At 57.9% G+C, this 22,640-nt stretch carries 19 protein-coding genes; 11 read left to right on the forward strand and 8 right to left on the reverse strand.

From position 1 onward, the window contains the following. Nucleotides 1-27: 27 nt before the first annotated feature. Nucleotides 28-453 (forward strand): MAPEG family protein, encoded by a 426-nt coding sequence (locus tag R3F50_03770; GenBank protein ID MEZ5489421.1) that lies wholly within the window; start codon nucleotides 28-30, stop codon nucleotides 451-453. A 609-nt stretch (nucleotides 454-1,062) separates the two neighbouring features. Beyond that, a complete protein-coding gene (locus tag R3F50_03775) occupies nucleotides 1,063-1,854 on the forward strand; it encodes a TIGR01458 family HAD-type hydrolase (GenBank protein MEZ5489422.1) in 792 nt (263 codons plus the stop codon). Between the two features lie 98 nt (nucleotides 1,855-1,952). Here R3F50_03775 and cysK read toward each other — a convergent pair whose 3' ends face one another. From cysK to R3F50_03790, 3 genes are all read right to left on the reverse strand, one after another. After that, nucleotides 1,953-2,909, reverse strand: a complete 957-nt coding sequence (gene cysK / locus R3F50_03780) for a cysteine synthase A (GenBank protein ID MEZ5489423.1) — start codon at nucleotides 2,907-2,909, stop codon at nucleotides 1,953-1,955. An 821-nt stretch (nucleotides 2,910-3,730) separates the two neighbouring features. Further along, nucleotides 3,731-4,597, reverse strand: coding sequence for a pirin family protein (locus R3F50_03785; GenBank protein ID MEZ5489424.1), 867 nt, complete (start codon nucleotides 4,595-4,597; stop codon nucleotides 3,731-3,733). Then, on the reverse strand, nucleotides 4,594-5,244 hold the full coding sequence (locus tag R3F50_03790; protein MEZ5489425.1) for an NAD(P)H-dependent oxidoreductase: 651 nt from the start codon (nucleotides 5,242-5,244) through the stop codon (nucleotides 4,594-4,596). Before R3F50_03790 ends, R3F50_03785 begins: the two co-directional genes overlap by 4 nt. Nucleotides 5,245-5,392: 148 nt before the next feature. Here R3F50_03790 and R3F50_03795 point away from each other — a divergent pair, with 148 nt between their 5' ends. The 4 genes from R3F50_03795 (at nucleotide 5,393) to R3F50_03810 (ending at nucleotide 9,475) form a co-directional block, all read left to right on the forward strand. After that, the gene (locus tag R3F50_03795; protein MEZ5489426.1) at nucleotides 5,393-6,310 is read left to right on the forward strand and encodes a LysR family transcriptional regulator; all 918 of its coding nucleotides are present in this window, start codon (nucleotides 5,393-5,395) and stop codon (nucleotides 6,308-6,310) included. Nucleotides 6,311-6,480: 170 nt separating this feature from the next. Beyond that, nucleotides 6,481-7,053: a hypothetical protein gene (locus R3F50_03800; protein MEZ5489427.1), complete on the forward strand. Its 573-nt coding sequence runs from the start codon at nucleotides 6,481-6,483 to the stop codon at nucleotides 7,051-7,053. Between the two features lie 265 nt (nucleotides 7,054-7,318). Further along, nucleotides 7,319-8,125 (forward strand): M48 family metallopeptidase, encoded by an 807-nt coding sequence (locus tag R3F50_03805; protein MEZ5489428.1) that lies wholly within the window; start codon nucleotides 7,319-7,321, stop codon nucleotides 8,123-8,125. Nucleotides 8,126-8,485: 360 nt separating this feature from the next. After that, complete coding sequence (locus tag R3F50_03810) at nucleotides 8,486-9,475, forward strand: DUF3667 domain-containing protein (protein MEZ5489429.1); 990 nt, start codon at nucleotides 8,486-8,488, stop codon at nucleotides 9,473-9,475. A gap of 32 nt (nucleotides 9,476-9,507) precedes the next feature. Here R3F50_03810 and R3F50_03815 read toward each other — a convergent pair whose 3' ends face one another. Beyond that, nucleotides 9,508-10,266 carry a c-type cytochrome gene (locus R3F50_03815; protein MEZ5489430.1) on the reverse strand — a complete coding sequence of 253 codons (759 nt, stop codon included), beginning with the start codon at nucleotides 10,264-10,266 and terminating at the stop codon, nucleotides 9,508-9,510. A 41-nt stretch (nucleotides 10,267-10,307) separates the two neighbouring features. Continuing rightward, nucleotides 10,308-11,954 (reverse strand): PQQ-dependent dehydrogenase, methanol/ethanol family, encoded by a 1,647-nt coding sequence (locus R3F50_03820; protein MEZ5489431.1) that lies wholly within the window; start codon nucleotides 11,952-11,954, stop codon nucleotides 10,308-10,310. 338 nt (nucleotides 11,955-12,292) lie between these two features. On the opposite strand from R3F50_03820, the gene madL reads away from it, so the two are divergent. Together madL and madM are read left to right on the forward strand one after the other, a co-directional pair. Continuing rightward, the gene (madL, locus tag R3F50_03825) at nucleotides 12,293-12,685 is read left to right on the forward strand and encodes a malonate transporter subunit MadL (protein MEZ5489432.1); all 393 of its coding nucleotides are present in this window, start codon (nucleotides 12,293-12,295) and stop codon (nucleotides 12,683-12,685) included. Then, nucleotides 12,682-13,443: a malonate transporter subunit MadM gene (gene madM / locus R3F50_03830; GenBank protein ID MEZ5489433.1), complete on the forward strand. Its 762-nt coding sequence runs from the start codon at nucleotides 12,682-12,684 to the stop codon at nucleotides 13,441-13,443. The genes madL and madM overlap by 4 nt, the downstream gene beginning before the upstream one ends. Before the next feature lie 150 nt (nucleotides 13,444-13,593). Here the strand turns inward: madM and R3F50_03835 are convergent, their stop codons facing one another. Beyond that, nucleotides 13,594-13,905, reverse strand: coding sequence for a cupin domain-containing protein (locus tag R3F50_03835; GenBank protein MEZ5489434.1), 312 nt, complete (start codon nucleotides 13,903-13,905; stop codon nucleotides 13,594-13,596). Between the two features lie 236 nt (nucleotides 13,906-14,141). On the opposite strand from R3F50_03835, the gene R3F50_03840 reads away from it, so the two are divergent. Then, entirely contained in the window at nucleotides 14,142-15,848 is a 1,707-nt protein-coding gene (locus R3F50_03840) for an amidohydrolase (GenBank protein MEZ5489435.1), read from the forward strand. Between the two features lie 168 nt (nucleotides 15,849-16,016). On the opposite strand, the gene R3F50_03845 is transcribed toward R3F50_03840, so the two are convergent. Next, nucleotides 16,017-17,231: a tetratricopeptide repeat protein gene (locus R3F50_03845; protein ID MEZ5489436.1), complete on the reverse strand. Its 1,215-nt coding sequence runs from the start codon at nucleotides 17,229-17,231 to the stop codon at nucleotides 16,017-16,019. Nucleotides 17,232-17,479: 248 nt separating this feature from the next. Further along, entirely contained in the window at nucleotides 17,480-20,026 is a 2,547-nt protein-coding gene (locus R3F50_03850; protein MEZ5489437.1) for a TonB-dependent receptor, read from the reverse strand. 389 nt (nucleotides 20,027-20,415) lie between these two features. On the opposite strand from R3F50_03850, the gene R3F50_03855 reads away from it, so the two are divergent. Further along, entirely contained in the window at nucleotides 20,416-21,996 is a 1,581-nt protein-coding gene (locus R3F50_03855; GenBank protein ID MEZ5489438.1) for an FAD-dependent oxidoreductase, read from the forward strand. Continuing rightward, entirely contained in the window at nucleotides 21,993-22,619 is a 627-nt protein-coding gene (locus tag R3F50_03860; GenBank protein ID MEZ5489439.1) for a c-type cytochrome, read from the forward strand. The genes R3F50_03855 and R3F50_03860 overlap by 4 nt, the downstream gene beginning before the upstream one ends. Nucleotides 22,620-22,640 lie beyond the last annotated feature (21 nt).

The raw sequence follows: 22,640 nt of genomic DNA on the forward strand, positions 1-22,640 counted from the left end.
CCACTATGCCCCACGAGGAAACTGTTCATGAACCAGGATCTGATTTTCTTACCCCTGCTCATACAGGTAGTCCTGACCCTTTTCGTTTATTACAGACTCGGACAGGTTAAGGAAGAGGCGGTAAAGCGTGGAGAAGTGAATCAGGACCGCCGCGCCCTGCACGACGACGCCTGGCCGGAAAGCGTGCAGAAGATTAACAACAACATCCGCAACCAGTTTGAAACGCCCCTGCTTTTTTATGTACTGGTGATTATTCTCTGGCTGCTGGAAGCCGCCTCACCTGTTGCCCAGTCTGTCGCACTGGCTTATGCACTGCTCCGGGTGGCTCACGCCTGGTCTCACCTCGGCAGGAATGTCGTTAAAGTGCGAAAGCGCCTGTTTCAGGCCAGCTATCTGATGCTGCTTGCTCTCACCGGACTGGCGCTGCTTGCCCTTTTCAGTCGGATCATCTGACTACCAACCCCACCGGGTAGATATCCACTGCCGGACCCAGGTTGGGGATTCTCTGCGCTAAGGGAAAAACAAAGGAAAGGGAAATAAGACAGCTGTCTATCTGGTCTTCTTAGAATCAGGAAGCCACTGAGCAGGTGCCGCTGCTCTGTACCTGAGGTTGAAGCGAAAATCTCCCCAGAATGAACAGGTGAATTCACTGCTGTCCCACAGAGTGCTTAACCTGTCCAAAAAGGCCCCTGGATCGCAATGGTGGCACTGAGCATCGGCGCGGGGGAATCCAGCGACGGAGCGATCAAAACGCAGCACCGACTGACCGAGGGAGACCGTTTTTTGGGCTCCCGACCGAGGGAGGGAATCCCGGAGGGATGCAAGTTGCCCAGGAGTGGATTCCCCCGCGCCGATGCGGTCCCGATACATTCACACTCGATGGTTTACTGGCCACGCAGCAACTTCACGTTCATGTCTGACACAGATCCCGACTAGGACAAATAGTTGGATTCAGGCCGTGTCAGGCCCTTCGGCCACGATTTTGTGGGACAGCAATGAGGTGAATTGGTAAATTTGAAATTGGTCTGAATAAGTCAGCCGAGATCTGCGAGGATAAGGCAATTGCTAACCAATCTGGAACCGGAAACAGTCAAGGGCATCCTGTTTGACCTGGATGGCGTTCTTTATGTGGGTGACCGGGCAATTACTGGAGCCAGGGAAACCCTCCAGTGGTTGAAAGACCGGGATATCCCATTCAGATTCATTACCAACACGTCCACCAGAACAGCTGCCGACCTGGCAGACAAACTCCGTAACATGGGCTTCGACATTGAAGCCGGGCAGATTTTCAGTGCCGTCAGTGCCACCAGGGACTACCTGGCCCGGGCGGGCACTCCGTCCCTGCATCTGCTGATACGGGATTCGGTCAAGGCAGAATTTGCGCAGTTCCCCCAGCAGCCGGCCAAACCTGACTACGTGGTGGTCGGCGATATAGGCGCTGCCTGGGATTACCAGTTACTCAACCAGGTCTTCAATGAATTGATGGAAGGCGCCGAGCTGATTGCCATGCACATGAACAAATACTGGCAGACCGAGCAAGGTCTGCAAATGGATATAGGTGCTTTCGTGGCAGGCCTGGAGTTCGTCACCGGCAAGCAGGCGGCGATCATCGGCAAACCGAGTCAGGATTTCTTCCATCTGGCAGTAGCAACTCTGGGTCTGAGACCGGAGCAGGTGCTGGTTGTAGGGGACGACATCGAGAACGACGTGGGCGGCGCACAGGCAGCCGGCCTGAAAGCCGTACTGGTTAAGACCGGCAAATACCGGGAAGAACTGGCGCGGCGTTCGGAGGTTTCTCCCAATGCTGTCATCGATTCAATCGCCGACTTACCGGCTCTGTTGAATACGCCCTGAATCAGCCTGCAGCAAGCAGCGCCTCCTTTGTAGCGGTACCATTGCAGAACTGTCAGTTCGAAATTGCCTTCCCGGGGTATCTGCTTCAGACATGCCTTCTATTGCAATGAAGCCAGCCAGGCATCGTCTGACTCCTCAGTGATATCCGCAAACAGTGGTGAGGAGAGATACCTTTCTCCCGTATCCGCCAGCATGACCACGAAGGTACTGCCCGACGGTGCCTTCGCCGCCACCTTCAAGGCGGCCGCCATAGTGCCGCCGGCGGAAATGCCGCAGAAAATACCTTCCTGGGTCGCCAGCTTTCTGGCCGTGGCAATCGATTCCTCATCAGAAACCAACACCAACTCGTCTGCTACTGTTGGATCCAGCACCTTGGGAATGAAGTCCGGTGTCCAGCCCTGAATCTTGTGCGGTTGCCATTCTTTGCCGCTCAACAAGGCCGCGTTTTCAGGTTCGGTGACAATGATTCTGGTTTCCGGGCGAGCCAGTTTGATCATCTGCCCGGTACCGGTCATGGTGCCGCCGGTGCCCCATCCGGACACAAAATAGTCCAGCTCACGGCCGGCGAAATCCCGCAGAATTTCCGGCCCGGTAGTGTTGCGATGATAGGCCGGGTTAGCCGGGTTCTCAAACTGTCTGGCAAGAAACCAGCCATGCTCCCTGGCCAGCTCTTCCGCTCGCTTTACCATGCCGCTGCCCCGTTCCGCGGCAGGGGTAAGAATCACCTTGGCACCCAGGGCTTTCATGATCTTGCGGCGCTCGATGGAAAAAGTTTCCACCATGGTTGCAACAAAAGGATAGCCCTTGGCAGCGCAGACCATTGCCAGCGCGATACCGGTGTTGCCGGAGGTAGCCTCCACCACGGTTTGACCGGGCTTTAATTCACCGCGCCGTTCTGCGTCCTGGATAATTGCGATAGCCAGTCTATCCTTGACCGACGAGAGAGGATTAAAGGCTTCAAGCTTGGCGTAGATATTCTGATCGGCCGGACCCAGCCGTTGCAGCTTAACCACCGGGGTATTACCGATTGTCTGGAGGATATTGTCGTAGATCATGTTGCTGATACCTTGGGAACTCTCGAATTATCGGATATTCGGAACCTCTGATTCTCGAAACAACTGCTTGACAGGCTGTTAATTTCCGCAGAACGTTCTAGTAATGAATAAGAGGATACTTATTTTTATTGCCACGATGCACTGGCTGAGCAGCGGTTTAATCGCCAGGACTGCATTATGGTTAATGCAGTCGTGACAATCAACTGTCAGCCGGTGTCGCCTTTTCGGAGCAGAGTTCTGAGTAGAGTTCTGAGAGGAGTAAGACGCGACGGGGACGATCCAGGTGGGCGCGGCAGCCCGGTTACCAGCAGGGAAGCCGGGATCCCGGATAAACCAGGCTCACCTTTTTTGGAACACTATGTAAGAAATTGTACGACTGGGGTTTTGCTAACGATCAGGAGATGCCAGGTTACCACCGTATCCGGCATCTCTTGAACCAAGCTCATTGCTGTCCCACAAAATCGTGGCCGAAGGGCCTGACACGGCCTGAATCCAACTATTTGTACTAGTCGGGATCTGTGTCAGACATGAACGTGAAGTTGCTGCGTGGCCAATAAACCATCGAGTGTGAATGGTTCGGGACCGCATCGGCGCGGGGGAATCCACTCCTGGGCAACTTGCATCCCTCCGGGATTCCCTCCCTCGGTCGGGAGCCCAAAAAACGGTCTCCCTCGGTCAGTCGGTGCTGCGTTTTGATCGCTCCGTCGCTGGATTCCCCCGCGCCGATGCTCAGTGCCACGATTGCGATCCAGGGGCCTTTTTGGACAGGTTAAGCACTCTGTGGGACAGCAGTGAACCAAGCTATAAACCCTCTAAGTGGATTAACTGACCAATCGACCACTGTTGTAGTCGGAGATGGCCTGCTCGATCTCTTCCCGACTATTCATTACAAAAGGTCCGTAATGAACGACTGGTTCGCCGATCGGTTTACCCGCAATCAGCAGGGCACGGCTTTCAGCGTCCATGTGCAGCTGCACCGCGCCCGCCCCGGATAACCTGGCCAGTTGCTGGGCGCTGATGCCGGTCTGCCGTTCCCCGATGGCTGCGCGGCCCTCGTAAACGTACACCAGCACCGTATGACCGTCTGGCACAGCAACATGCAGGTCCGCTCCCGGACCATCGGCGGCGATATCCAGGTAGGTGGGATCGGTACTGCGATCTCTGACAAAACCTCTGATCTCATGACCGTTGACCGAAACCGAACCGGCTATTGCCTTGATAGTGACTCCATCGAGCATATAGGCTGGAATCTCTGCCGCCGGAATGTCCGAATAGGTAGCAGGTGTCATCTTTTCCGCCGCCGGAAGATTCAGCCAGAGCTGAAACCCGCGCATACGGCCCTCTTCCTGCCTTGGCATCTCCGAGTGAATGACGCCGGCTCCAGCCTTCATCCACTGCACGTCGCCGGCATCCAGCAGTCCGACATTGTCCATATGATCCCGGTGCTCCATCTTGCCTTCCAGCATGTAGGTCACCGTTTCAAAACCCCGATGAGGATGGGGCGGGAAACCGCCGATGTAGTCTCGGGGCTCATAGGAGCCAAACTCATCGAGCATCAGGAAAGGGTCGAAGCGCGCCAGATTCTGACCGCCAAAGACACGCAACAGTTTTACCCCGTCACCATCCGACGCGGGGCTCGCCTGAATGACTTCCTCGACCTGCCTCACCGTTTTTGTCTCCGTGCTCATGCGGCCACCCGCTCCCGGTCGCTACCCGGCAGTGCGGCCGCTACCTGCCGGACTACTTCCTGGAGCCGCTGTTGAGCCTGTTGCAACGCCTGCTGACGCGGTCCATCGCCCAGGTTGAGGCCCGCTGCAGCCACGAAACTGATCTGCTCCAGACCCAGGAAATTGAGCATGGTCTTCAGATAGGGGCGCAGATGATCGGATTCGCCGGGCAGATGATGTCCGCCCATGGACGTTACGACAACCACCTGTTTGTTGCGCAACAGTCCCTGGGCGCCGTTTTCTGTGTAACGGAAGGTCACCCCGGCCCGGGCCACGTGATCCAGCCAGGACTTAAGACCCGCGGGGATAGTGAAATTGTACATGGGCGCTCCGATCACCAGCAGATCAGCCTCCTGTAACTCGGTGATCAGCCGGTCAGCATAGTCCACCAGAGCCTGCTGCCGCGCGTCCCGCTGTGCCGCGTCGGTCATCAGCGCGGTAAGCTTTTCCTGATCCAGGGGCGGCACGGGGTTCAGAGACAGATCCCGGATGCTGACTTCGATGCCGTCATTCCCGTCGTTCAACTGCGCCACAAACTGGTCGACCAGGTCATTGGAGACACTGTTATCACCCAGAATACTGGACTTCAGAACTAATACCTTACTCATTACACTACTCCTCTACATCCGTCTGGATTGGATTAAGCGCTACTATATATCTTGTTTATTGAACTATGTTTCGATATTTTGGCTGCATTAAATCGAATATTTAGATGCTTTAGCCAGGGACACCGAGCCGACGGAGGGCAGTTACCCGATGAATTACACCAGGGATTTCTCCAACAGGCTGCCCCGCATACCCCTTGAATGGTGGCTGACCTTTAAAACCGTGGTGGACTGCGGCACTTATGCCCGGGCCGCAGAGCACCTCAACAAGAGTCAGTCCTCCCTCAGTTACGCTGTCAGCCGCCTGAACGATCAGTTGCCCAGGCCGGTTCTGGAAATCAAGGGCCGCAAGGCGGAGCTGACTGCCGAGGGGGAAGTGTTATATCGCTACGCAAGCCAGCTGATCAGGCAGGCACAAACCATGGAGGCGGTTGCTCATTCCATGGCGGTAGAGTTTGAAGCGGAAGTCACCCTGGCCCTGGACGTACTGCTGGAGATCAGCCAGCTGGCCTGCTCACTGGAGAGTTTCTCACGGCGTTTCCCCCATACCCGGGTGCGTATACTGGAAACCAGCCTGTCCGGCACCCTGGAAGCACTGCTGGAAAATCAGGCGGACCTGGTGATAGGCGCATCGGTACCAGTGGGTTTCTCCGGCCTGCCCGTGCGCACCGTGCGTATGATTCCCGTCGCCGCGCCGGCCCACCCTGTTTTTCAGGACTCAGCAATCGATGAAATGGAACTGCGCTCGCACCGTCAGGTGGTTTTGCGGGATTCGGGCAAGCGCTCCGAACGTGACTCCGGCTGGCTGGAATCGGAACAGCGCTGGACGGTCAGCCATTTCTCCAGCAGCATCAGTGTCATCAAAACCGGGCTGGCGTTCGGCTTTCTGCCCCGCAACTGGGTAGAGAAAGACCTGGCAGACGGCAGTCTCCGTGAAATCAGATTACGGGGTGGATATGACCGCACGCTGCCCCTGTACCTGATGTTCGCCAACCGTGAAATTGCCGGACCGGCCACCCGGGCGCTGGGAGAAATATTGCGGCAGGATCTGACTGACGACAAACACTGAAGACTCCTCCACGCGGGACAATGCTTCACCTTTAACTGCACTGGATTCTGCGGCGCCGGAGCCTTGTTCAGCTTGAGTTAATCCTGGGCGATTAGACTGTCCTATCAGACTGCAAATAAGACTTCAGGCCGCTGAATCCGGCCTGATAGCAGAATTTTCGGGAGCAGCACATGAAATATCTGGTGATTCTGACTGGCATCCTGAGCCTTCTGGCTCTGGCGCCGAATGCCAGTGCCGACAACCGGCGCTGGTACGGTAATGACCGGCACGCTGACTACGGGTACGTTCGCGCCGACCGTTTTCGTGGTAACGGCTTCTATCGGAATCGGGCACCGCGCCATTTCAATCGCCATTTCGTAGGCGCCTATCGGCCTTATTATGGACCTTACCGGGGGCCTTACGCCGGCGCTTTCGGTAGCCCATTCCGCGGCGGCAGCTACTGGAATCTGTCCGTCGGCCGGAGCTATCGCCATGACCGCTTCGACAGCGGAGCATTGCTGGGCGGCCTGGTACTGGGTTCGGTTCTGGGCCACGGCATCGCTTCGTCCCAATACCGCACGCCTGAGCGGGTCTATGTGCCGACTCAGTCGACCCGTGTAATCCGGCGCACACCGGTGAGCAGCTCCGCCGTGCCGCAAACCCGACTGTTGCGGGATCTGAGCGGTCGCTGCTATGAAATCTTTCAGAATGGCTCCGGGACCGAAACCCGCGTGGAACTGGACCCCTCGGTCTGCAATTTCTAGCCCGGACATTTCACCAGATTTCCTGGCGAAGGCCTACCATGGGGCGGCCGCAGCAGAATTTCAGTGAATTTTCCGGGCTGGCAGCCGGTCTGGAACAGATAGCGGGCACGCAAGGCAGGACAACCGCAGATAAATCCTGAATCTGCGGCGCCTGGTCCGGTTGGCCCTGTGCAAAGCGACCCGTCTGGCCGGCAGAACCGGACCTTGGACCCTGAGTAAAATGCCCGTACTATTGAGGATCAACCAGCCTGAGTGTCTGTGAGAAATGTCACGATCCCCGTTACACCCGCTTACCTTTGTCGCCCTTGCCTGCTCCCTGCTTCTGACCGGCTGCACCAGTTCCCCGACCTCACGTCGGCAGATGGTTCTCTATTCAGATGACTTCATGACCAACCAGGGCACCTCCACTTACCAGCAGATGCTGGAGGAGCTGCCGGTCACAACGGATTCCCGCCAGACCCGTTACGTACACTGCGTGACCGATGCTATCGTGGACGCTCTGTCGAGCCAGGAGCGGGGCAATGACGTCTGGGAGGTTACCGTTTTCGACAATGAGCAGGCCAACGCGTTTGCCCTGCCTGGTGGCAAAATGGGCGTGTTCTCCGGCCTGCTGAATGTCGCGACCAATCAGCATCAGCTGGCCGCGGTGATGGCCCATGAAGTGGGCCACGTGCTGGCACGCCATAGCAATGAGCGCGCCAGCCAGGCGGCTCTGCGGAATATCGGTCTGGCGGCAGTCCAGCAGGCAGGTGTTTCCGAGGGCACCCTGCAACTGATCGATTTCGGGGCCAACCTGGGGTTTTTCCTGCCTTTCAATCGGGTTCAGGAAAGCGAAGCGGATCAGATCGGCATCCTGCTGATGGCCAGAGCCGGCTTCGATCCCCAGGAGAGCATCAACCTCTGGTACAACATGTCAGCCGCCGGCGGTGCCAGGCCGCCGGAGCTGCTCTCCACCCACCCGGCGCCGGCTACCCGGATTGCCGACCTGAACCGATTGCTCGGCCAGGCTGAGAGTCAGTGGCTGGCGGCCCGTAACCAGGGCAGGCTGCCGGACTGTCAGGCTCCGGACTGATTGCCGGCACCGGAGCCGGCAACCTTAAGGCGCCAGCCACCCGGCGCAGACTCCCGGGCTGACCCTGCCTGCGACTGAGCCACCTCTTGTAAAACCCAACATATGGTGTTATTGTTCGTCCCGCTGTACCAGATAGGGCGGTTTAAGCCTTCGGCTGTTATTCTACCGTTTGCCTGTTTGTGTACAGTATGCTCCTTGTATAATCTTGCCCTCCAAGAAAACACCTAGCTCACTCGCGGAGGGCAAGATTGTCTTTTTCAGACACCCTCCCCCCTGCTCAGTCAATCTGCTCTGGCCGTCATCAGCCGCTCTCCATTAAACTGTTCCTGTACGAGCTACTGTCGACCGCCGGAAAGTGACATGTCAGACACCGAAAGCCCGCCAGGCCAGAACCCCTCCGGCCCGGCCGGGGCCAGCATGAAACACTGCCGCAATTGCGGCGCAGTGCTGCAGGGCGAGTATTGCCATGAGTGCGGACAGCAGGACAAACTGGTTGTCCGTTTCTTCCCAATACTGGTACTGGAAACCCTCGAGGGACTGTTCGCCTTCGAATCAAAAACCTACCTCACCCTCTGGTACCTGTTCACGCGGCCCGCCTGGCTGACAAGAGAATACCTGGCCGGCCGCCGCGCCAGGTACCTGCCACCGGTGCGCCTGTTCCTGGTGTTTGTGCTGGCGTTCCTGTTCACAGTTTCATTGGAACTGTTTCTGGATTCGGCGGGAATCGATATCGATCAGAACCTGGATGAATCAGAGCTGGTTTTAGACGACGAAGAGACTGCCAGCGAGGAACTGGACCTGGAGGAACTGGAGTCCGGTGTGACGGAATTACTTGAGAGAGTGCAGATTCCGTTCCTGTCAGAGCAACGGAACAATCAGTTTATCAGCCTGCTTCAGGAACGAGCCGTCAACAATATCGCCGCCCTGCGCGACGATCCCAGTGAGTTTATCGATCAGCTGCTGGAAAGCGTGCCGCTGCTGTTACTGGTGATGATACCCCTGCTCGCCCTGCTGCAGAAACTGATCTACCTGAGATCCGGTCGTTACTACGTTGAACACCTGCTGCTGACCATCAACAACCACAGCTTTCTTTTCCTGGTTTATATTCTGCTGTTCCTGCTGGATCTTCTGATCTGGACCGGTTTCAGCATAGTACCCGCTATCGCCGGATTTCTCGGCTCGGCACTGAACCTGTGGGTTCTTGCTTACCTGTTTCTCAGCCTGCGCCTGTTCTTTGCCCAGGGTTTTCTGAAGACAACCTTCAAGTTCGTCTTCATCAGCACTACCTACGGCGTACTGCTCATTATCGGCGCCCTGCTGTTCAGCCTGGTCAGCTTCTTTATTTATTAGCGCGCCAGAATCCAACTCTTCCTTGGCAGCGACTAAAGCGACTTGAGAAAGGCCAGCAGATTCTGCTGTTGCTCTGCATCCAGGGTGGAAAATATTTCCGGCATCAGGGATTCTTCGGCATCGGTGATCGAGCTGACCCGCGCCTTGAAATAGGTTACCCAGCGCGCACCGTCAGCGCTCTGTATTTGCACCGCCAGTTCAGAATCGTTGCGAAACCGGCCGCGGATCACCGATCCGTCCGGCTGTTCCACAATTTTTGCCTGGTAGCCGTCGGCGATAGTCGCGGAAGGATTACGCAGCGCCTGCAGCAAGCCCTCTTCACCGAGCCGCGATGCCACGCCATCGAGGGCGGGCCCGACCGACCCGCCCTGATCGCGATAACTGTGACAAGTGACACAACCGCCAGCGCTGCTGAAGAGCTGCTCCCCGGCAAGCACCTGGGGATCGTCACTGACCGTGGCAGCTTCATCGAACAGGGTCAAACCTGTGCCGCCCTGTAACACCCGGATATAGCTGGCCACATCGAGAATTTCCGTGTCGCTGAACGAAGAGCCCCAGGCGGCCATACCGGTACCGGACCGCCCTTCGGTAATTACTGCTAGCAACGCCTGGTCAGAGAGGTTCCTGGCGCTGTTGTCAGTCAGGGATTTACCCATGGTCTGACCTTCGCCCAGGCCGCCATGACAGACCTGACAATAGGCATCGTACAGCTCCTGACCTTCCCCGACGCCGGCGTTGGCGCGGGGGGACAGGACGGCCGTTGCGACCAGTATCAACAGTAATTTTTTCATCGCTCTCACTCTATTCTCTCCAGTTGCAGCTCATCCTGAAATTACAGGCTGAACAGAATGTAATTCCCCGGCGCGATCCCGGTGGCAACCCCGGCCCGCGTCACCGGGTCACGGGTACCAGAGGCGATACCGATGTACTGCTTGCCGTCGATGGTAAAGCTGGTCGGCGGTGCGTAGATGCCGCTGCCGGTCTGGAACTGCCACAACTGCTCGCCGGTTTCGTCGTTGAAGGCACGCAGATACCCGTCGGGGCCGCCGGCAAAGACCAGGCCGCCACCGGTGGCCAGGGTGCCAGCCCAGTTGAACGAACCCGGCAGTTCCTGTTGCCATTCGATTTCACCGCTACGGATGTTGTAAGCCACGACGTGGCCGGTGGCATCCGGTTCAAAGCGCGGGATACCGCCCAGGTCCATGGTGCCCGGACGCCCCTCTCCCTCGCGGCGAATAAAATTGGTGCCCCACTCGTTGGAGGGAATATAGAGCATGTGGGTGTTGGGGCTGTAGGATGCCGGCGGCCAGTTCTTTCCCCCATACAGGCCCGGATAAATGACGGTGCCGGCCGGATCATACAGCTCTTCCTTGAGAACCGGACGCCCGCTCTCGTCGCGGTCCGCCCAGTTTACCCGGGTGTACTCGGCCGCATAGATGAAATCGCCGGTTTCCCGATCCAGCGCATAGACATGGCCGTTACGGGCCACCTGAATGATCAGCTTGCGCATCTCGCCATTGATCATTTCGTCGATGACCATCGGCTCACTGGTGGAATCGTGATCGAATTCGTCCCGGGGAGAAGTCTGAAAGAACCAGCGCAACTCACCATTATCGGCGTCCAGGGCGACCACGGAATTGGAGTACAGATTATCGCCTGAGCGCACATTGTTGTTGATATCCGGCCACGGGTTGCCCGTGCCCCAGAATACAAAGTCGGTGTCCGGGTCATAGGTACCGGTTACCCAGGTGGGGGCACCACCGGTGCGCCAGGAGTCCCCTTCCCAGGTTTCATTGCCAGCTTCACCGGGTCCGGGGACCGTATAGAAACGCCAGCGCCGCTCGCCAGTGTTGACATCGTAGGCATCGATATAGCCGCGGATACCGAACTCGCCACCACCGACACCGATCAACACCATGTCCTTGACCACCAGCGGCGCGCCGGTAATGGAGAAGGATTCACGATGATCACCTACCTCCACGTCCCACAATTGAATGCCAGTAGCCGCATCAAAAGCCATCAGGTGAGCATCCAGGGTTCCCCAGTACACCTTGTCTTCGTAAAGGGCGACACCCCGGTTGTGGGGACCACAGCAGAGGTCGACATTTTCGAAGTCGTGGTCATAACGCCACAGCTCCTGTCCAGTCAGGGGGTCCACCACGATCAGGTGGCTGTTGGCCGTGGTCAGGTACATACGACCGTCATTCACCAGCGCCGTCACTTCGAAAGCACCGCCGGTAACGCCGGTCTGCTTGATCCACACCGGACGCAGGTCTTCGACCGTGTCGCGATTGATCTGGTCATCGGGCATGTACCGCCAGGCGCCGTAATTGCGCCCGTAGGTAACCCAGCGGTCGGAATAGTCCTGGGCGTTCTCCAGTATGTCTGCGGTGACATCCTGGCCTGTTACCGATCCCGGGAACAACGTCAGGCTCAAGGCAGCGACCAGGCCGCCGGTTAAGGTTTTTGCGAATTTCAAGGTGATTCCCCCAAATGATCCAGTTTGTATTGTCAGGTCGATGGCGCGGTCGACTGAAATCCTTCCCGGGCCACGCCGGGAGCGTAATTAACCTATAAACAAGCCCAGGAAGTCAAACCGGCTGCACGGTGCAACAGAAGGAAAAACCACTATTCACGATGAAGCGACGCGACGCGCTCTGAATTGCCCGACGATCCCTGCGTTAATCAGTGGTTCCTTAAAAGAGGCTTCCGTCATATCATCCGGGCTGTCTCGATAATAACGGATCAGGCCCTCGAAGTGCCCCAAAGACAGAGCGCGACCGGGTGGCCGGCATCCTGATAAAAAGAGGAAATCAGATGATAATTTATGGTGTCGCAGTGCTGTCCGCCTGCCTGGTACTGGGTATGCTGGTTGGCGAATATCTGGGCGTGCTGATCGGCGTGGAAGCCAATGTCGGCGGCGTGGGCATCGCGATGCTGCTATTGGTGCTGGCCTGTAATACCAAACGACTGCAACATCTGGTGGATGGCCTCTCCGGTGAAGGCATCAAGTTCTGGAGCGCCATGTACATTCCTATCGTAGTGGCCATGGCGGCACGCCAGAACGTGGTGGCTGCCGTGGACGGCGGGCTGCTGGCTCTGGTAGCCGGAGTCGCTGCCGTAGTAGTCAGCTTCGCCCTGGTGCCAGTGCTCAGCCGGATCGGCTCCGGCCCCGAGCCCGTCGAGCGACCGGATGGAGGGGCGGAATAATGGAAGTCCTGGAAGCAACCTTTACCCGCAACGGCCTGGTAGTGGCCTTTGCGGCTGTCGGTCTGACGGTCTGGCTCTCCTACGTGATATCGGATCGCCTGACCGCTGGACGCATCCACGGCTCGGCGATTGCTATCACCCTGGGCCTGGTCGCTGCCTATATAGGCGGGCTCTTTACCGGCGGTAATACCGGCGTGGCAGATATCACTATCCTGGCCGGTGTCGGTGTCATGGGCGGTGGCATGTTCCGGGATTTCGCTATCGTTGCCACAGCCTTCGGGGTTCAACTGAGTGAATTGAAGAAAGCCGGGCTGGCCGGCGTGATCTCAATTTTTGCCGGAGTCATCGTCTCCTTCGTGGTCGGCGGCCTGGTGGCAGTACTGTTCGGCTACACCGATCCGGTGGCAATCACCACCATCGGCGCCGGGGCGGTTACCTATATCGTGGGGCCCGTCACCGGTGCCGCGATCGGGGCCAGCTCCGAGCTGATCGCCCTCAGCGTGGCCGCCGGACTGGTCAAGTCCATCCTGGTGATGATCGGCACCCCCATGGTGGCCCGCCATATCGGCCTCGACAACCCTCAATCCGCCATGGTTTTCGGCGGCCTGATGGGCACGACCAGCGGTGTCGCCGGGGGCCTGGCCGCCACCGACCCGAAGCTGGTTCCCTATGGCGCCATGACAGCTACTTTCTACACGGGAGTGGGTTGCCTGCTGGGGCCCTCGGTTCTGTTCCTGACCGTCAACGCCATTTTCTAGGAGGCTGTCGGACTTAACCGATCGTAACGAGGGAAAGCCGATCTGAGTCGGATTTTTCGATCTTTTGAGGCGAATAGTTGAACTATTTAACGAAAAAGATCGGGAAATCCGGCTTTTCCGCAGTAGATCAGTGTTAAATCCGACAGCCTCCTAGCCCCGGTCGAACCAGAACTCGATGATCTGGGTGTCCTGGTCAAAGCTTGCCCCGTGGCGCTGATGACAGTCCAGGTGGTACCAGGCACCCGTCTCCAGGCGGCGGGTTTCGCCGCCGGTAGTGAGAATCAGGCAACCCTGGGTGACCAGCCCGAGGTTTTCCGTCTCATGCTCGTGCTCGGGAATGTCCGTTCCCGCCGGGTAGGAAGCGAACAGAACCTTGAAACGATCCGCTTCCAGTTTGAACGCATCAAAGGGCCCCTCGAAGACGGGCAGTGACCTGATCAGGTCCGGAAATTCCAGCGCCATGTTAATACTCTCCTTCACAGTTTCGGCCAGGCAATGGCAGAAAATAAGTGGTACACCCCGGTAATGACAGAGTTTAAGCAACTGTTGATTCAATACTGTACAACGTCGCGGTAATGAATCAGCGGTTCCTTAACCAACGGCCAAAGGCAGTGTAACATCACCGCCTGCCGGTCTCTTCCTGATGGAGGCTTAGGGCCTCGGGCAAAAATTCGGTCTTAGCAAGGATTAACAGCATCATGCAACACTTTCTCACTTACCTTTCCGCCTGCCTTTCCGCCTGGTTCAGCTCAACCCTGACGGCAACACGCAGTCTTCTTCTGGTAGCCCCCGCCCTGCTGGCAGGCACCGCAGCTGGACAGACGACGCTGGTAGTCAACGTCAATGGCTACACCCTGGACACGGACCAGAACCTGCAGCAGTTTGCGGCTTTGCAGTTCACCGATGACAGGGTCGATCGCGTGTACCGTACCGGCGAGAGACTGCCGGGCGGAGCGGACCTGACGGTTGTCGATGGTGAGGGCAACACCCTGCTGCCCGGGTTGATCGATGCCCATGGGCACGTGCTGAATTTCGGCCTCAGCCTGCTGCGTGTTGACCTGACCGGCACTACCACAGAACAGGAAGCGGCCCGGCGCGTACAGGCGTTTCAGGCGGCCAATCCCGACCTGACCTGGGTCCAGGGCCGGGGCTGGAATCAGGTGTTGTGGGAGGGCGGTGACTTTCCGTCCAGCGCCAGCCTGGATACCCTGCTGCCGGATACCCCGGTCTGGTTGTCCCGCGTGGACGGACACGCCGGCTGGGCCAACAGCGCCGCACTCAAAATCGCCGGCATTGGTGTCAGCACACCCGACCCGGAGGGCGGCCAGATTATCCGTGACAACGAGGGCAGACCCACTGGTGTCCTGGTAGACAATGCCATGGGGCTGGTCACCCGGAACATACCGGCACTGACCCAGGATGAGCTGAAATTCGCCCTGCACCGGGCCATGACGGAGCTGGCACGCTTCGGCCTGACCAGCGTCCATGATGCGGGCCTGAGTGCCAGCACGGTCGAGGCTTACAAGTCACTCCTTGAAGAGGGGCCTTTGCCGGTGCGGATCTACGCCATGCTCGCCGCTACCGACCCGGCCAACGCGGCCAATCTGGCTGCCGGGTACTATGAGAGCGCGGATCAGACTCTGTCGATACGGAGCGTCAAGATTTCCGCCGACGGCGCCCTCGGCAGCCGCGGTGCCGCACTGCTGGAGGATTACAGCGACATGGAAGGGCACCGCGGCCTGCTGCTGCTCGAGCCCGCCAGGCTGACCGAACTCATGAGGGCCGCCATGCAGGCCGGCTTTCAGGTGAACACCCATGCTATTGGCGACCGTGCCAACAAGGTAGTGCTCGACAACTACGCGGCACTGATCGCCGCAACCGGTACCAGGGATCTCAGACATCGTGTCGAACACGCCCAGGTACTCACCTACGACGATATCCTGCGCTTCAGTGAACTGGGGGTCATTCCGTCCATGCAGGCGACACACGCCACCAGTGACAAGAACATGGCTGAGGACCGGCTGGGGTCGGTGCGGATCCAGGGTGCCTATGCCTGGCGCAAGCTGATGGAAGCCGGTGCGCTGATTGCCAACGGCTCGGATTTCCCGGTTGAATCGCCCAATCCCTTTTTCGGACTGCATGCGGCCATCACCAGGCAGGATCACAGCAATGAGCCGCCGGGAGGCTGGTATCCGGAAGAACGGATGACACGGGAGGAGGCGTTAACCAGTTTTACCCTGCATGCCGCCTATGCCGGCCACCAGGAGAATCTGCTTGGCTCACTGGAAGCAGGCAAAAAGGCTGATTTCATTCTTATCGATCGGGACATCATGACCGTGCCCAGCAATGAAATCTGGTCCACGGAAGTATTGCAGACCTGGATGAATGGGCAGCGTGTGAACTAAGGCACCTGGCGTGGATCAAAGCCATGCATTCTATGCTGTCCGCCCTGCCTGGCTGTCCGCAGCTCGCTGGGACCGCAGTGCCGCACGGCGAAATTCAGGCCGGCTCATCCCATCGCCAGGCAGAATCCGGCTGGCGGCGAGCCGGTCAGCACGGGGAACTGGGCCGGGCTACTCGATGGCGATCGTGAGTCCCGCACTGGCGTCGTTGAGAATAGTCTTTGAGTCGAGAATCCGCAGTTTCTGATCGCTGGGGACATAGATGAACTGACTGTCCACCAGAATTTCTGCCGCGGTGCGCATCATGCGGCGCTGCAGTTGCTCATCACCCCTGACGTCATAAACATTGGCCAGTGCAACGTAGAAAACCGGGTCGTACTCATTAAGGCGGATTGCTCTCTGGTAGAAGCTGATCGCTTCGTCAAAGCGCCCGTCCTGAAAGGCGAAATTGCCCTGTTCGAAATGGTAATAGGGATTGGCGCGATTGACGCGCACCACCGCGCGCCGCAATGCGGCCGCCTTGCTTCTGGCACCCTGCGCCTCGTATAAACGGGCCAGATTCCCCACTGCCGCGGCATTATCCGGCTGGTAGTGAAATGCCATCTGGTAACCGTACTCAGCCAGCTCAGCGTCGCCCAACCGGTTGAAAGTTGTGCCTATGTTGTTCCAGGCAATGGCCAGATCAGGCATGATCCACAAGGCATTACGCAGGTAATCTAACGCCGCCTGGTAGTTTCTGATTACCAACTGTTCAACTGCCAGGTTATTGAAATACATGGCTCGCGCGTGCTGATCCGACACGGCTCGGGCGGTCAGCTGTTGCAGGGCAAGGTCCGGGGTAAAATCCACCACGTAGGTTTCAAAAGGGGTCAGTTTCCCGACCGCATTGATGTGTTCGCTGACAACGACCAGCGAGCCTTTTCGATCCCAGCTGGGTCGCACCTTGACGACCTGAAAACTGGCATCAATACCGAGATACCTTGCCGCCGCCACGTACAGATTCGTCACCGACAGGCAGTTACCCTCGCCTGAGTCAAAGACTTCCACTGCCGTTTGAGTGCGTTCATCACTGTATTGCAGATCAAGAAACTCAGCACTGAACAACAGGTTCTGGAGTTTTTCAACCCGCTCTCTCACCGTTCCACCAAAGCCGACCTGTCGCTCGAGAAAAAGTTTGAGATTGTCATCCAGGTACAGCGGGTCGACAGCGGGGAAGCGATCCTTGTCCTGGGCGATAACGCGTGCGGTGGTTTCCGGATCAGGACTGAACCCGGAATCGACCTTGATACCGGTACACCCGGACACCAGCGACAATGCCGCCAGTAGAACCATCACGCGCAACCCGCTGGTCGAACCATGAAAAGAGGCAATGCTGTAAGGATTCAATTCAACCCCCTTAACCCGCCGCGGACAACCTGGAACTTAGTATTCAGACAGCCACGAAACGACAGGGAAACTGGTAAAAACTTGAGAAATGCTGCTTCAAAGGTAGCTCCGCGCCTGGTCGATGTCCAGCTTCCGTGGCACATACCGCTCAGCCTACAGTGGCTCTCTGCAAAAAAAAAATGCCGGCCACCTGAACAGTGACCGGCATTTTTCGTGTTCCAGCTCCGCTGAAGTCAGATTAACTTCTACTAGTAGTCGAAGTCAGCCCGCAGTCGCAAGTACCAGAACGCACCGTTGCCGCTGAAGGGCGCATCGTTACGGTAGATGTTGCTGGTGCTGGAGTTCTGGTCGATCGGCCTGACCTTGCCCGGGTAAGTGTTGAAGATATTGTCGGCCCCGACAATAACTTCGTACCGGTTGTTCCAGGTATAGGACACCTCGCCATTCCAGATGATTTCCGCATCGCCCCAGTAATCCCGCGCAGGATCGCCGGTTGAGGGCACGATGAAGTACTCGTCGTAGTAGTTGGCGGAGACCAGGAAGCGCCAGTCGCCAACGTTGTGGTACGCACGGAAATTACCCCGGTTGGCTGGAATGCTGTCGGTCAGGTCCGCCAGGTTGGCCCGGTTCAACAGCCCCGGCGTTACCCTGTCGATCTTCTGATCCATCCAGGCCCAGGAACCCTGAAACGAGGTAGTTCCCAGATCGCCCCAGTTGTAGTCCCAGGCCGCGACAACGTCAATACCTTCGTTGGTGGTATCCATGTCGTTGGTGTAATAATTGAATTCCACGATGTTGCGCGCACCGGAAATGCCAGACGCCTCCAGTTCGGCGGCAATCGCCGGGGTAATCACGATGTCCCCTGAGTTCAGTATCCGGTCTTCCATCTCGATCTTGAAATAGTCGACCGTAAGATCCAGATCACCAATCTGGGTGGCAAAACCGATGCTCAGGTTGACAGACTCTTCAGGTCCCAATTGCTTGCCGCCGAAGCGCGCCGCAATGGGATTGGTCGGGGGGATCTGACCCTCTGCCTGTGGCACCTGGGTATCGGCATTGATGCCGGTGCTGATGTTGGAGATGTTAGCCTGACCCGGCGATGGTGCCCGGAAACCGGTGCCCCAGGTGGCCCGCAGGTTGATGTTGTCGGTCAGCCGGTAGCGACCGGTCACCTTGCCGTTGGTGGTATCGCCAAAGGTGTTATAGAAATCCTCATAGCGCAGTGCCGCACCGAGCAGCAGTCGCTCGGTCACGTCCGCTTCCAGGTCCACATAAAAGGCCCAGTTCATACGAGCCCAGCTGCCTTGCTGCTGGGGACCAAAACCCTGGAAGCCGTCCGACCCCACATTGGTGCCCTGGCGGGCATATGGGCCGATCAGGTAGGAGTTTTCGTCCTCGGACCGGACCTTGAAGATCTCCCGGCGCCATTCCAGGCCGTAGGCCACACTGAGCGGCGAATACAGACCCACTTCGAAAGGAGTCACCAGGTCGACGTTGAAGTTGTTCTCAACCGTCGTGTAGATGCCCGGTTCGAAACTGGTCGGCGAATCGGAACCCATGGAGGCGTTCACCGTATTAGTGAGACGGTAAGTGACTTCGGAAAAACCACCGCCAAGGCTGACGTCATAGGTGGTCTCACCGATCTCGCCGCGGATACCGGCCACTTCGGAAAAGTCTCGGATGCCGCCACCGAAATCAGGTGTGTAGCCACCCGGAAACCACTCCAGAAACGTGAAGCAGTCCGGATCGGCCAGGCCGGCTTCCCGGCCGGCAAGGGAACTGGTGACTCCGGTCACCGGGTCGATACCCCGCGGGATCATGGGGCAGTTGCCCGTACCATCTGCGGTTTCATCGATGAACAGCTGGTTGGAGCCGCTGGTAAAGATACCGCCACGGTTTTCCGGGTTCCGATAGAAAAAGCCCAGGTCGGTTTCCCGCTCACTGTAGCTGCCGAAGGAATACACCTCCATGGTATTGCTGAGGGTAATGCCGGAGTTGTAAAACAGGTTGATCGTGTTGGTATCCGCCAGCCCGCGCACCATCACCGGCGGGTTGGTGCGGACAAACGTATTGCCCGCATCGATCAGGCCCTGCGCATCGTCACGCTGCCGTGCCCGATCGGTCTTGTTCTGGTCCACAACATCGAAACTGAAACTGAAGAAACCGTCGTCACCCAATGGCAGACCGATATTACCGGCCACATAGGACAGCTCCCCGTCATTGCCATCGGTGTGCTCGCCCTGCTTGGTTTCCAGGGAAATGCCAGAGTTGTTTTCCTTCAGCAGGAAGTTGAGAACACCGGCGATTGCGTCGGAACCGTACTGAGCGGCGGCGCCGTCACGCAATACTTCCACCTGCCGCAGGGCGATCGGTGGAATCTGGGAGACATCCGGGAAATGGGTGCCCTGGCGGCCAAACTGTACAGCGGCAGAACGGTGGCGGCGCTTGTTGTTGACCAGCACCAGGGTATCGTCAGCAGGCAGCCCACGCAGCGTGGCGGGCCTTACCAGACTGTTGGAATCATTGATTTCCTGGGTGTCGACGTTGTAGGACGGCACCAGGTTTCGCAGCAGGTTATTCAGGTCAGGCGTACCCTGATCCTGGAAATCGTTGGCGCCGAACACGTCGATCGGTGCAGCCGACTCTAACGCGGTTCGAGGTGCGCGGCGGGAACCGGTTACCACCACCTCCTCTACAGTATCCTGCTGAGCCAGCAGGTTAGGCGCATAAGGAGCCGCAGTGGCCAGCAGGATTGCCGGCACCAAAATGGACGATTTTTTTGTCTTAGTGAACATTAATATCCCCCCAATAGGTAGTGTTCTGATCATTACGACAATTTCAGTGGGCAGCCTGGTGCACTCATCGCTTACCTGTGCACTCATCGCGAATTTGTGGTAATTCAGCGAAAATCCAGCGCGCCCGGGCGCGAGGATAGACCTCTTGTGCACCAGATTCAACCAAAACTGCTGTAATTCGCACAAAATTGGGTAGTTCGGGGTGGCAGGCTCTGCCGTGTGCCTGCTAGCATTGCGCCCGAGACATCGAAACCGGCACTAGTCCGGGGCGCGTGAGGCCAAAGCCTGCCTGTATGTCCTGGAAAAACGCACAAATCCGGAGCGGACTGGAGCCAGTGTTACCCGCCAGTCCGCGCAATACCCGGCATCAGAAGTGGAGAACCCTAACCGTGACAAGACCCGTTACACGCCGAAATTTTCTATCCCTGCTAGGTGCCTACGGCGGCACCTCCGCCCTGCTGCAGGCCGGCACCGCGCTGGGTCTGATGCCACAACCGGGCCAGGCCGCCGAATTGTCCCTGCAACGGGCGGCGGCCGGTCGCAGGACGGTGGCAATACTGGGGTCAGGATTGTCCGGCCTCGCCGCAGCCTGGGAACTCACCAAAGCCGGCTACGACTGCACCATTCTGGAAGCCTCCCATCGGCCCGGTGGGCGGGTTTTCACGGTCCGTGCGGGCACCGTCATCGACGAAATCGGCAATTACCAACGCTGCGAGTTCGATGACGAACCCCATCTGTACTTCAATGCCGGCGCCGCCCGTATTCCCAGCAATCACCAGAACGTGCTGGGCTACTGCAAAGAGCTGGACGTGGACCTGGAGATTTTCGTCAACGAAAGCATGCGGGCCTGGGTGCAGGATGATGCGCTGAATGGCGGCAAGCCGGTCAGAAACGCCGATTTTCATACCAACATGCACGGTTTCCTGGCGGAGATGCTCGCCAAATCCCTGACCGAAGGACAGATGGACGAAGAATTCACCGAGGCAGAAATGGAATCCCTGTTGCGGATCGTCCGCAGCCTGGGGGATCTCAACGAGGACATGCTTTTCGAAGGCAGTTACCGGGCGGGCTATGCCACCGGAGGTTTTCTCGACCATGGCACCAAGAACGCCATGATCGCCTTTCGCGAGCTGCTGAAAACCCGCCTGGCGGCCGGCCTGATGGTTACCACCGACACCGGCACCGGCGCCGGCCCGGTGCTGATGCAGCCGGTTGGCGGCATGGACCGCATTCCCTATGCATTCGCCAACCGCCTTGCCGACAGGATCCGGTTCGGCGCCGCCGTCAAGTCAGTGCAGGTGAACGATAGCGGTGTCGAAGTGGCCTACGAGCAGAACGGCCAACGGCATAATCTGCGCGCCGACTACTGTTTTAACTGTATTCCCAGCCACCTGATGACGGGCATACCTAACAACTTCCCTGCCGAGTACCGGAACGCATTGAAATACATTCGCCGGGGTGAAGCCTACAAGGGCGCCTTCCAGGCCAAACAACGCTTCTGGGAGGACGAGGGAATTTATGCCGGTATCACCTGGGTGAATTCACCGATCCGGCAGATCTGGTACCCGCCCCACGGTATTCATAAACAAAAAGGTGTGATCCTGGCTGCCTACGACTTTGGCGGTGGCATGCACTATACCAAGATGACCCAGGAACAGCGGGTTGAAGAACTGCTGCGCCACGGCGAGAAAGTTCACCCGAACTATCGCCAGCTGGTCGAAAAACCCGTCACCATCGCCTGGCACCGGATGAACAATATGCTGGGCTGTTCGGCGCGCTGGCAGCGCAGCCGTGGCGGCTGGACCGCGGAAGAAGAAGCCATGTATCACACCCTGCAGCAACCGGTGAATGGGCGTCACTGGATGATCGGAGATCAGATCAGTCAGCACTCGGCGTGGATGGAAAGCGCATTTCAATCAGCGAAGTTTGCCCTGTCAGACATGGACCAGCGAGTGAGGGCAGCAGCATGAAACTATTAATGACCCTGTTACTTCTGATTACTGCAACGACCTGCCTGAATCTGGCTCAGGCACAGGATGTCGGTCTTCCCGCGCCTCTGGATGACCGCTATTGCATGACCTGCCATGGCGCCGAAGGGCAAGGCAATGTAGGCATCCAGGCACCGCGGATCGCTGGCATGGAACCCTGGTACCTGAAGCTTCAGCTGGAAAAGTTTCGGGGCGGTATCCGGGGCACCCACCCCGAAGACGAGCAGGGGCTGGCCATGCAACCCATGGCTGCGAAGCTGACCGATACGAGCATTGCTGACATTGTTGCCTGGGTGGGGACTTTCGACTATATACCGGCAGAGGTCACCATTGAGGGAGACGTGACCCGCGGGCGTACTCTATACAGAAGCTGTGAGTCCTGCCACGGGTCACGGGCGGAAGGAAATCAGGCCTACGGGGCACCGGCACTGGCCGGGCAGAACGACTGGTACCTGGTCACACAACTTAACAATTTCAAAGCGGGTTACCGTGGCAGTCACCCGGACGACCGATCTGGCGCCATGATGATTCCCATGGCCAACATGCTGCCTAACGAACAGGCGGTCAGGCATGTCGTCAGTTACATTAACACACTGGGCCGGTAAGGCCCGCCAACAAGGAAATCC

The sequence above is a fragment of the Gammaproteobacteria bacterium genome, from assembly GCA_041395725.1.
GTDB lineage: Bacteria > Pseudomonadota > Gammaproteobacteria > Pseudomonadales > Pseudohongiellaceae > NORP240.